This is a genomic window from Pseudomonas karstica (assembly GCF_009707515.1).
Classification (GTDB): domain Bacteria; phylum Pseudomonadota; class Gammaproteobacteria; order Pseudomonadales; family Pseudomonadaceae; genus Aquipseudomonas; species Aquipseudomonas karstica.
On the sequence record NZ_WLYI01000114.1, the window covers coordinates 1 to 205 of the forward strand.

At 57.1% G+C, this 205-nt stretch carries 1 protein-coding gene; it reads left to right on the forward strand.

Going from position 1 to position 205, the window contains the following annotated elements; translation table 11 throughout:
* A partial coding sequence (locus tag GIR22_RS26095; protein ID WP_178122481.1) for a hypothetical protein occupies positions 1 to 205 on the forward strand: 205 nt, incomplete at both ends.

Genomic DNA, 205 nt, shown 5'->3' on the forward strand with positions numbered 1-205 from the left:
CTCGATTGTGGCACCGGACGATGTGTACCAAGGCGACCAAACTGTCACCACCGCCATCACGGGAGTGACCGGTGGCGAGCATTACGAAAACCTGGTTCCGGGTACTAATAACGTCACCACTACTGTCACTGATACCCCAGGCACCGATAACACCACCACTGTCACACTGACCGCGCCTAACGCCGTCAACGAAGGCGGCCAAATC